This is a genomic window from Gilliamella sp. W8126 (assembly GCF_016102185.1).
Lineage (GTDB): Bacteria > Pseudomonadota > Gammaproteobacteria > Enterobacterales > Orbaceae > Gilliamella > Gilliamella apis_A.
Map to the genome: position 1 here is coordinate 584,546 of NZ_JACFPE010000001.1, position 11,580 is coordinate 596,125.

At 33.9% G+C, this 11,580-nt stretch carries 8 protein-coding genes; 5 read left to right on the forward strand and 3 right to left on the reverse strand.

From position 1 onward, the window contains the following. Window positions 1–26 precede the first annotated feature (26 nt). From H3S74_RS02800 to H3S74_RS02820, 5 genes are all read left to right on the forward strand, one after another. A complete protein-coding gene (locus tag H3S74_RS02800) occupies window positions 27–2,867 on the forward strand; it encodes a host specificity protein J (protein WP_198247164.1) in 2,841 nt (946 codons plus the stop codon). Further along, complete coding sequence (locus tag H3S74_RS02805) at window positions 2,867–3,916, forward strand: hypothetical protein (RefSeq protein ID WP_198247165.1); 1,050 nt, start codon at window positions 2,867–2,869, stop codon at window positions 3,914–3,916. The genes H3S74_RS02800 and H3S74_RS02805 overlap by 1 nt, the downstream gene beginning before the upstream one ends. Beyond that, window positions 3,891–4,223, forward strand: coding sequence for a hypothetical protein (locus H3S74_RS02810; RefSeq protein ID WP_198247166.1), 333 nt, complete (start codon window positions 3,891–3,893; stop codon window positions 4,221–4,223). Before H3S74_RS02805 ends, H3S74_RS02810 begins: the two co-directional genes overlap by 26 nt. A gap of 56 nt (window positions 4,224–4,279) precedes the next feature. Further along, a complete protein-coding gene (locus H3S74_RS02815; RefSeq protein WP_198247167.1) occupies window positions 4,280–5,512 on the forward strand; it encodes a prophage tail fiber N-terminal domain-containing protein in 1,233 nt (410 codons plus the stop codon). Between the two features lie 288 nt (window positions 5,513–5,800). Next, window positions 5,801–6,331, forward strand: coding sequence for a tail fiber assembly protein (locus H3S74_RS02820; protein ID WP_198247168.1), 531 nt, complete (start codon window positions 5,801–5,803; stop codon window positions 6,329–6,331). 23 nt (window positions 6,332–6,354) lie between these two features. Here the strand turns inward: H3S74_RS02820 and H3S74_RS02825 are convergent, their stop codons facing one another. The 3 genes from H3S74_RS02825 to H3S74_RS02835 all read right to left on the reverse strand — a co-directional run bounded on the left by H3S74_RS02825 (window position 6,355) and on the right by H3S74_RS02835 (window position 11,560). Further along, window positions 6,355–7,236, reverse strand: coding sequence for a tyrosine-type recombinase/integrase (locus H3S74_RS02825; protein ID WP_198247169.1), 882 nt, complete (start codon window positions 7,234–7,236; stop codon window positions 6,355–6,357). A 763-nt stretch (window positions 7,237–7,999) separates the two neighbouring features. Beyond that, the gene (locus H3S74_RS02830; RefSeq protein ID WP_198247170.1) at window positions 8,000–9,154 is read right to left on the reverse strand and encodes an MFS transporter; all 1,155 of its coding nucleotides are present in this window, start codon (window positions 9,152–9,154) and stop codon (window positions 8,000–8,002) included. A gap of 912 nt (window positions 9,155–10,066) precedes the next feature. Next, window positions 10,067–11,560: an MFS transporter gene (locus H3S74_RS02835; RefSeq protein WP_198247171.1), complete on the reverse strand. Its 1,494-nt coding sequence runs from the start codon at window positions 11,558–11,560 to the stop codon at window positions 10,067–10,069. Window positions 11,561–11,580: the final 20 nt, after the last annotated feature.

Below are 11,580 nucleotides of genomic sequence, written 5' to 3' on the forward strand. Positions count from 1 at the left end.
AACCATCAATAGGAAAAATAAAAGAAATGGGTAAAGGATCAAAAAAAGCAAAAACTCCGCGTGAAGCTAAAGACAATCTCAAGTCACATCAGTGTTTAAGAATTGTTGATATGTTGGGCGAAGGGCAAATCAAAGGGTTGGTCGGAGATCTTCAAGGCATATATTTAAATGATACCCCCATACAATCACCAGATGGGTTATATAATTTTAAAGGGGTTTCTGCTGAATTGGTAACAGGTACGCAAACGCAAGAACCATTGTCTGGGTTTTCATATACAGAAAATGAAATACCAGTTAATCTACCAATAAAAAAAACAACACCAATTACTCGAACAATAAGTGACCCTAATGTTGATCGTGTTCGGATAACTGTGGGTGTACAAGCGTTAAAATCTGTAGATAACAATGGTAATACAAATCGCACCAACGTTTCTATGTCAATACAAATAGGGAACGGATACTCATGGAAAACGATTAAAAATGTTGACTTGATTGATAAAAAAACGAATTCCCAGTATTTAACTTCTGTCATTATAGATGAGTTGCCAGAAACACCATTTAACATACGAGTTGTTAGAAATACACCAGATAGTACTACTCAAACGTTATCAAATGACACGCTATGGAGTTCATACACTGAAATTTATGATACTAAATTTTCTTACCCAAATACTGCATTAATCGGTTTAAAATTCGACTCCGAACAGTTTAGCGGTATACCTCGACGTAATTATTTAGTTAAAGGTATGATTATCAAAGTGCCTGATAACTATGATCCTGAAACTCGTGAATATACAGGTTTTTGGTCAGGTAATTTCAAATTAGCATGGACAGATAACCCTGCGTGGATATTGTATGATTTACTGACCAATAAACGTTATGGAATGGGTGAGCGATTAGGTTCGTTCGGTGTTGATAAATTCACACTATATACAGTCGCACAATATTGCGATCAATTAGTCGAAGATGGGTTTGGAGGGCGAGAGCCTCGTTTTACATGTAATTGCTATTTAACAGAACAAAGACAGGCATACGAGGTGATTAACGACCTTTGTTCAGTATTTAGAGCAATGCCTGTATGGAATGGCTCTCAATATACTGTTGCAATGGATAGACCTAGTGACACAGTTGCAATTTACTCAAATACTAATGTTGTGAACGGGCAATTTAACTATACATCTGCTGCATTAAAAGATCGTCATACAGTGGTTCATGTCCGATACGTTGATCCCGATAATAATTGGGAGACAATGACCGAGTACGTTGCAGATGATGAGTTAATTAAACGATTCGGGTTGAATGTTGCTCAAGTTGATGCTTTTGGGTGTACATCAAGAGGGCAAGCTCATCGGGTAGGAAAATGGATAATTCAAACTGAAAAACTCGAAACCCAAACCGTCACGTTTTCGGTTGGTCGTGAAGGAATTCGACATTTACCAGGCGACATTATCGGCATCGCTGATAATGATTATGCAGGGACGGCTATTGGCGGACGAGTTAAATTAATAGAGGGAGATAAAATTACGTTAGATAGAGAGATAGAAATAAAAAATCTTACAGATGCGTATTTGTGTGTAACTAATATTAATTGTGATTTGCGAAAAATTAAAATACATGAGCAAACTAGTTCTAATCAAATAGTGTTAACAGAGTCAGTTAACATTGATGAATATTCGGTTTGGTGTTTATACGATAATAAAATCAAACCACGTCTATTTAAAGCGCTTTCTATAGCAGAAAATGACGACGGCACATATTCGATTACTGCTTTAGAGCACAACCATAATAAAGAAGAAATTGTTGATAAAGGTACAGTATTTGAAAAAGAAAACAATACTCTTTTCAACTGGGATATTCCGCCTGTCGAACAATTGCAAGTTGAAGTCACGCCTGAATCCGATGTATATCAGGCAAGGCTATATTGGTCTACACCTCGCACGATTCAAAACCTAAAGTTCGAGGTTAAGATTTATCGTGATGATAAATTAGTTAGCCGTGAAATAGTAGCCAATACTGAGTATTACATATCGGACCTGCAACAGGGTAAGTTTAGTGCGACCGTCCGTGGTGTTGGAGGCGAAGATGGGCGATTAGGTGATGAAACGACTATCGCATTTTCAATATTACCGCCAGCAAAACCTTCGGGATTAGTATTAACGCCAAGTGCATTTAATATTGCAGTTCGCCCCGTTATGACTGCGACATCTAGTTTAGGTACCCAATTTGAATTCTATAAGGGAACAACAAAAGCTGAGGCCGAGGCTAAAACAAACTATCTAGGTCGAGCTATGTCACTTACTGACGTCGATTGCACGCCCGATACTGAGTACTGGTACGGTGTAAATGCGGTTAATGTTGTCGGTCGTTCTGAAATGTACATCGCTAATACTCGTACATTGGTTGCTGAAAATGGTGCTGGTGGATTATTCAGAATTCAAACGCAAGACGGTAAATTTCCTGCTAATGATACAGCAACACAAATGTTTTATCGTGAATTTGGCTTTTATCCTGCTCGTGATACAACTCTGATTATCTACTCATTAGGTAGTAACGGTAAGGTCTCGCACTCAGAAGCACGGCTATACAATGGTGCTCAATGGATAGAGCCAAAAATGTTTATTGATGGGGATTTAATTGCAACAGAAACAATTCGGGGTGACCGTCTAATAGCTGGAACTGAAATAAATGCGCCAATCATTCGGGGTGGCAGTATTAATATCAATGATAGATTTATTGTTGATGAAAACGGCTCTGCAACAATAAATTATCGCAACGGGAACGCTGGTACAATCATGAAAGATGGAACAATAAAAATATTTGATGAAACGGGCGCTTTAGTTGTTCAAATTGGTAATTTGGAGGTTTAATGTCATTCGGTATTAAAGTTTTTAGTAAAACAGGACCTTCGTATAATCTTGATAGCAACTGTACAGCAATGTTTATTATAGGCGCAATAGGGCAAGACGTTGATCCAAAGACAGGAATATATGTGCCAGAGGGGTATGATTATTATGCCCACCTGTCTCATGCATGTGGTTTTATTGATGAGTTTGACGAAACAGCCGCTAATGTAATTGTAGCATCTATGGACCCAATTGCATACTTAGATGAAAATCGCCAGCTTTGTTTTAAAAATGGCAAAAATGCGATGGGAGGCCATTCTCATTTTCCTGCTGATGTTTATATTAATGATTCTCAACAATTAGTTCTTCTTGCGTGGCCGAAACCATCGCGAACTAATGGGTATGGAATTTTATTTAATGGCGTTAATTCATTTTTTCAGATCAACCAAAACACTAATTTTAGTAATGTAATCTGGAAAGGAGATGTTGAAATAAGCAATAAAGGGTGGCGCATTCAAACCATTAATTCTTCTTTAAGCCATCATAACTCATTTATATTTTTCTATTGTGAAGATCCTACAATTTCAATTGGTAGAAGTTGGAGATTAGATGATCGAGACGACATGATTTATGTCCCATACGATCATAATGGTGGTATAAGTCGAAGAAATGTAAGGGCTAAAGCTGTCGTTTTTGGGACAAGCGCAGTAAAAACTTCTAAACATGGATTACGAATCTATAAAAATAAACATGTTGTCTATGATTCATGTAATGAGGTTTTAATTAATCCTAAATTTGCCCGATTTGATAATTATTTACTAGGACAAATGCGCTCAATTTATGGGATTAAACGACCAATGTGCGCAAGAGTCTGCATCGGGGCCGAATATCAAATAAATAGCAATGGAGGTTGGTTTTGCGACATAGGGATAAGATCAAACGGATATGAGCTATCAACAACAATTCAAAAAGCGTTTAAGGTGTGGTGGTTGGAATCTGAATTGCCAATCCATTCATTTATATCTGAACAACCAGTTCTGGTTTTGGATGCTGAAAATTATTTTAAATTTTAAAAATGGGGCAATGATGAAAAAAATAATATTACTATTTATGTTGTTATTTTCTACTAATTCGTATTCTGAAAATATAAATTGCAACGCAATTTATAAGGAGAATGCATTAGGCGGAAGGTTAAAAACATACGAAATTATAAATGTTAAAAAGATCAGTGAAAATCATTACGATCTGAAACTTAAAGTTAATGGATCGATCAGGCAAAAATTAGATAATTTTCCGACCGATAAAACTCACACATTAGTTGATGTTAAATGTGCAAATTTAGAAAAAGAAAAAAAATTAAAAGAACTACTCAAACTATAAATTAAGTTTTAAAAGAAGACCGCTCGTGTAGCGGTTTTTTATGTCTGGAGAAAATTATGGCAAAAATATCAGGTATTTTAACAGACGGTGCGGGACAAATTATTAATGACTGCACTATTGAACTATATGCAAAAAAAACGACTAGCAAAGTTCTAGTTCAGACTCAAGCATTCACAGTTGCTATTGACGGCAGATATTCAATGAATGTTTCACCTTGTGAGTATGATGTTAGTTTAATTATTAACGGTTTTCCAAAAAAACGGCTTGGTAGCATCAGCGTTTACTCTGATTCTCTAAACGGTACATTAAATGATTATTTAACAAATCCAATCGAGACAGAAGTCACGCCCGAATTTATCAAAGATGTTATTGCTGCACGTAATGAAGCAAAAAAATCAGCGGATGAAGCAAGAGGATGGGCATCAACTATTGATCCTCAAACTCTAGTACGATACTGTGGTGATTTAGCTGATACGCATATCGGCAGTTTAGGCGCTATGTCAAAAGGTATTTATTACCAGCCAAAAAATGCAAAAGCAAAATTGGAGTTGGGTTATCCTGTTGCTGAGGCTGGCTCACTCATAGTTTTGCCTACATTAACAGAAGGCAACCAAAGTTGTGTGCAAATATATACGCTCTATAAATCAGGACGTCAGTTTATTAGAAACTACAGAGGTAGTAATACTAGTGGTTTTTGGGAAAATTGGATCGAACAAATAACTACAGCAAATATACATGAATTTGTTCCGCTTGGTGATTTTCGATTAATGCCGTTTCGTGCTGGTGAATTACCGTTCGGATGGTATTTTAGAAATGGCGATAACTATTTTCTAAGCTCGCCACAGGGGCAGGCGTTGAATCGATTATCAGATAATTATAAACGTGATCATCAAATAACAATTAAAAATATTAATGGTCAGCAATACATCAATGTACCGTCCGCATTTGCGCCCGATGGACGTGGTTTTTTTGAACGTGCGGTTAATGGAACTACTCGGCAGGTAGGTAGCGCCGAAGGTGACGCTATTCGTAATATTAAAGGTGGTTTGCCGACTGGTAATTTTAAAGCTCTGCTCGGACACGCAAAAATCGAAACGGGAGATAAAAACGGTGCAATATCAATACTATCGGCTGGCGATGATTACGTTGCAAGTTCATCGTCAAGCACTAATCCTCGACAATTACGCTATATGTTTTTTGATTTTGATGCGTCGAGAGTAGTTCCAACGGCTAACGAAAACAGATCTTTAAATATAGGTATGACCCCAGCCATTTATCTTGGAGTTTAAACGCCTAAATAAATTGTTGGTGTTAACCCAATGTTAAGAGGTCTATTTTCATGTGCGGTAGGTACAACTCGTGATGCATAAAAATCAAATCCCCACGTGTACCATTCTGTCGTTGATTGAAACGCAGAGTTTGCTGGATTAATGGCTGAAGTTCCAAAAAATGCACCTCTCGTATATTCATTGTGATTTGGTACTACACCCGTATCAAAATGCCCCCAAATTTCACGGATGGCATCATCTTCGGCGCTACCTACCTGCCGAGTAGGTAAAAATTAAATAGGAAAAATTATGATAAATTATTATTTTGACAATACAAATGAACTAAAACCATATACACATCAATTGGATGCTAATGATGATACATTACCACCAGATAATGCATTGCGTGTAAAACCTGAATTTAAAGAAGGGTTTCACCCATGTGAAAAGGATGGGGGATGGCATTTAGTTGAAGATCATCGTGATAAAACAGTCTATAACATAGAAACTCAGGAATCATCCAGAGTTGAATATCTCGGTTCAATAAAAAAAGAATTTACGCTACTAGAGCCATTCAAGTTTAGTCGATGGAACGGCGAAAAATGGGTTTTAGATGAAGAGGAACAAAACGCATTTAAAATAAAACAAAACAAAATGTTAAAAAGCTCATTATTGAATGAAGCTAATGAAAATATATCGATACTACAAGACGCAATTGATCTTGACATATCTGAAAATGGTGATGAAGACAAATTGAAGGCGTGGAAAAAGTACCGAGTTCTATTAAATCGGATTGATGCATCAGATATTAACGTTATTTTTCCTGATAAGCCTTATTGATGGGCTTAGATCTCAATCATAGATCAAACTTTGAGATATCGCCACTCACGCCCACGACTATCATTGTATCTATCTGTCATTGCTTGAGATTTATGGCCAAGTAGTGTCATGGTGTCAATTTTTTGCTCTCGATATAAACGTTCTGATAGTGATCTTATTTCGTGGAAAGTTGTAGGATTTCCTGTCCAATAATCTCTGTTAAAAACTCTATCACGTAACCGTGAAAATTGATTAGTTATGTTATCCAGTTTTACTGGTTCATTATTAATGCTAACTAAATAATCGTTTTTTGATGAGTCAATAATATCACGCAATGATGTTTTAACTTTCTTACATTCTAATTTCACTGGTAATGCTATTTTTGATCCAGTTTTATATTGATCAATTAGTAGGTGATTTCGTTTCACATTAGATTTTTTCATAACAGCTATATCAGATCGGCGTTGGCCAGTCACTAGCGCTAGCATCATTGCTCTATACATAAAATCATTACCTGTTTTATCAGCCTCATTTAATATTTTTTTAAACTCTTTTAATGTCATACGAGAGCGTTTAACGACGACTTTTGGGCATTTTATTGGATCGACAGGATTTTTATCATTCCATCCTTGAGCGTAAGCTTCCCTAAACACATCCGTTAAAAGGTGGTACATATTCTTAGCTGAAGGAGCCTTGTCCTGATCTGTATAGATTTTAATAATTTTCGCTATGTCTGGAGGTGTTATTATTTTTACTAATTGGTCGCCAATTTCTCGACGAATAACTTTGATAAGATAAGCTTTTATCTCTCTGGTTTTAGGTTTTAACTCACGCTCAGCTAAGATTTTGACATATTCGTCTAACCATTGATTAACTGTTTTCGATTTAATATTGTTTGATTTAAATAATTTAGATAATAAAAACATAATACCCACCACAAAAGCAGGTATTTTGCATTAAATTAGCATTAATCCGCTATTAATTTTTAACACACAGTATTCAATCGCTTCATAAAGCGTCACAAAATCTGCGATATCAAACATAGTTTTATCATTTTGATAGAAAACGTAGTTATGATCGTCTTGACTGTTTATTATGTAGCATTCGCCCGTGATTTCATTTTCGTAATCGTCGGGCGTCATGCGTATGTAAATTGGTACAGTGTATTTGATTGTTATCATGAGATTAAAAATAGTTAGTTTTATGTATCATAAACTAAAATATTTGGATGTGAATTATTGATGTGAAATTTTGGAAGATTGATCGAGGCATAAAGTAGGGTGTGTGACATATTTGTGCCGTAAAATCTGTAAAAATTTGTAAAAAATAGTGAACAAATATACAGCAATAAGGGTGGCTAACCTCTTTAATTGTTTGTTTTTTAATAATTTAATTTTAACTCAATAAAGCTACAAAAGCGACTCATAATCGATTGGTCACTGGTTCAAGTCCAGTAGGATTATTATCTTTTGAATTGATATTAATTGTTTTCAAAATTATTTCTTATTTTATGGAGAAATTTTTGCTATTTTAATTTACTTAACCAACTGAAATGTAAACAATTCTATTTCTGACGGCCAGTTTTTATTAAATCTCATTCGAGATCTCGCTTAAAAAATATAATTTTTTTATCTGCTCATAATCTTCTAAGAAATCTTTTGTTACATTAAATCTAACATTTACTATCTATCATTTTTTATTAAGTAATATAAGTTGTACTAAAGCAATAAAGATACAAATTGAGATGAATAGAATTAGGGTGTTAGACTTAAAAATAATAGGCAAAAATGCCCCCAAACTTGCACCAATGAAGAGAATACAAGTATACAGAGATGTTGCAATGCCTCTGTCCTCAATTGCTGATTGAGTGGCTACACAGGTAATCATCGATGGGACAGCGTAAGCAAGTGCAACGATAAATATCAAATGACTAATGAAAAGTAAGTAAATGTTCTTTAACTGATCATTTAAATAAAGATAATGTATAAGAAGAGAACTTGTCATTAAAAATAGACTTAAAGTAAGGACATAAACTGGCTTAATATATCTGAATAGATAACTTGCGGTAAGACTAAATAGCATCGCAACAAGGCCAATCTTTCTTAGTGTCGGGATGTATTCGGCAATATTATTACTTGGTAGAATGGAATAAAGTGTGACAAAACTTAATAAAACAATTAAAGCACATAAATAAATTGGAAATAATTTTCTGCTAAATAAAACTCGCGCTAATTGCTTGAATATTGAAAATAGTGAAGCTTTCATATTACTAGAATTTTCTTGGTGAGTTTTTTTAGGAGTTTGATAGAAAAATAACAGCGAACCAAAAATATAGATGGCCATTAAAATCCACATAGCTGGATAAAGAGAATTTGTGATCATCAAAGAGCCGAACCACTGCCCAATAATACCAGCTAACAGAAAAGCACAACTAATAATTGATACAGCCTTAGACTTCGATGGTTCCGATAGATTTAACGTAATCCAAGCAATTGCCACAGGCGGATACGATGCAGCACAAAATCCTTGGAGTGTTCGACAAATAAGTAACCAATAATAGTTAGTAATAAACGGCATAATGAAACTAATTGTTGCTAATAGCAATAACCCTATGGATAAAGTACGTTCTTTTCCTATTCGATCGGATAATCCACCCCAGATAATAAATCCAATTGCATAAAAAATAGCGAATAAAGATGTCAGTAAGCCAATGTTATTTAAAGTTGCCCCTTTTATGAAAAGTACTAAATCAGAATAAACAGGAATAAGTATATATAACTGAGTTACTACCGATAGGGCGATAATGGGTACAAAGAAAGTTCCTGTTAATAATTTATATTTCACTATTTTTATCTGCTATATAAATATAATTTTTGAATTATAGATCTAATGATTGTAGTTTAACAACAATTGCTTCACTTTTGATTTTCTATTTGTTTTAAAGACAAATTAGAATATATCAAATCTATTTATTTTTAATTCGAAATATAAAAATGCAAGGAGCAATGACTGAAAATAAATCTTTTAAAAGTGAATATGATGACTTTTTATTAACTGTGATCGTTGGTATTGGTTAAGTTTCAGAAATGACAAATATTCTTGTAATAAACTTAAAATATTGAGATGACAATGGAATAATTAAAGCTGTTGATCCGCACGCAAAATCTCGTCAGTTTAATATGTCAGATTCTAATATAAGAGTTTATTGAGGATGGCTGCATGTTAGATGGTGTAGCTAAAAAGGTTGAGGATAGAATTTCAAAAATTCTATAGCTGATGAGTTTAATAAAAATGTAGCAATAAATATTTTTCATACAGTTGTTTATTCTAACATTAATATGTTTTTCTCAAACTCAGTCATCTCGGCTTTGCTTTTTAAATAATTTACTTAAATATCAGTTTTTATCAAAAATACCTTATCAAAATATTTAATTCTTTTGTTTAGAAAATCTAAAGTTGATATTTTATGAATGAACTTGAACGATTTGCTATCTGTTATTGAAGAGCTAAATCATAATATTAATTATAAAAGTTTCTACTTGTACTGTTAACTTTTGTAGTTTTATATGTGACTAATCACGATTAAATTTTTAGTCTTATTTTACAGTTTAGGGTGGTTTTAATATAGAATATATTAAGAATATTAGGTATTAGATACTAGCTGAATTTCATCTAGTATCTAATTTTTACGGTTACTAATTTATGTTAGGACTATTTATAGTCATTTTATTAGTAATTACAACCTATAAATAGGGTTTATTTTTTCTCAAATAATTTTTCACACGGATAGCCTGTTAAGTCTTCTACTACGAATTTAGTTTCTTCAGATAACTCATTTACATCGCCATTTGATTGTAAGACATCAATTGCATTAACTAATAATCCATGTTTTTCTTTATCTAGATTAAAGGTGAGAGTCACTAACATAGCTAAGAAAACAAGTAATCCAGTTCCTAAAAATAGAATTAATGCAATTGTGGTTATTGCTTCAGGAGTTTGATCTGCTTGTTTTTGAACAAAACCACCAAATTCTAATATTAATCCAACACAAAGAGTTGATAGGGCGACTGTCGTTTTTCTAGAGAATGTCATAACAGCAGCAAATAAGCCTTCTCTTCTTTTTTTAGTGATCATTTCATCAATATCTGGAATGAATGGGAAAATATTCCATGGTGTGAACTCCATCAGGCATCGGCCTATTTGATATACAGTACCAATAACAAACAGTATGGCTATTTTTGATGATGGATTAAATACAAAAACTAAATAGGTCGCAGCTAAACATAAAAGCATAGTCGAATAAGCACCAACAAGTAGTTTTTTCGGTCCATATTTAACGAATGCGAATCCTGCTACTAATGTAACTGGTAATCCAATGATACTTAAAGATAAAAGGCTTCCAGCTACAGAAGCATCAAGCGTTAAACAATATACACAGAAAAATACAAATACAGTGTTATAAATATCTTTACCAGTAAAAGATAATAAATAGATAGCTAAATGTTTTCTGAAGGCTCTAACTTTTAGGGTAGAGAAATATTCTTTAAACAGACCAAAAACAAAGGTAACTGGATTTACTTTTTTATCAGATTTAGATTTTTCTAATTCTTTTAACATTTCCGGAGTTAGTGGTCTTTCCCAAGTTGAAAAGTAGGATATAATCACGCAAATCATGAATAATACAGCAAAAAATATACCATTAAATAGATAAGCATTTGGATCATTTTCACCATAGATTGCAATTAATCTGCCTGGTACAAATGTTGCCATAAAAGTACCTACTGCAGAAATAAACATTCGACAAGTAGATAGTTTGGTTCTTCCTGCATAATCATTGGTCATTTCAGATGGTAAGGTTTCCCAAGGAATCATTACCATGGCTACAACTACCTCAAAAGTTAAATAGATAGCTAGATAATATAGGTAGCCCATGCCATTAATCCATAATAATGCATAAGAAAGCATTAATGGTGCGCCAATTATTAAGAAGAATCTTCTGCGTCCAAATTTTTTACCTAATTTATTTTTATAAAAGTGATCGGTGAAACTCCCCATGAAAAGGCATAATATGGCGTCTAATATTCGAGCAATTGCCACAATTGATGCCGCTTCAATTGGGCTCAATCCAACAAAAGTAGTAAAGAAGTATAACAACCATGCACCTATAATGGTGAATGCTCCCCCTCCAATGATATCAATCATTCCAAAACCTATAGCTTTAGGAATAGTGATTATTTTTTGATTTTTCATTTTCCAAACCTCGTAATAGA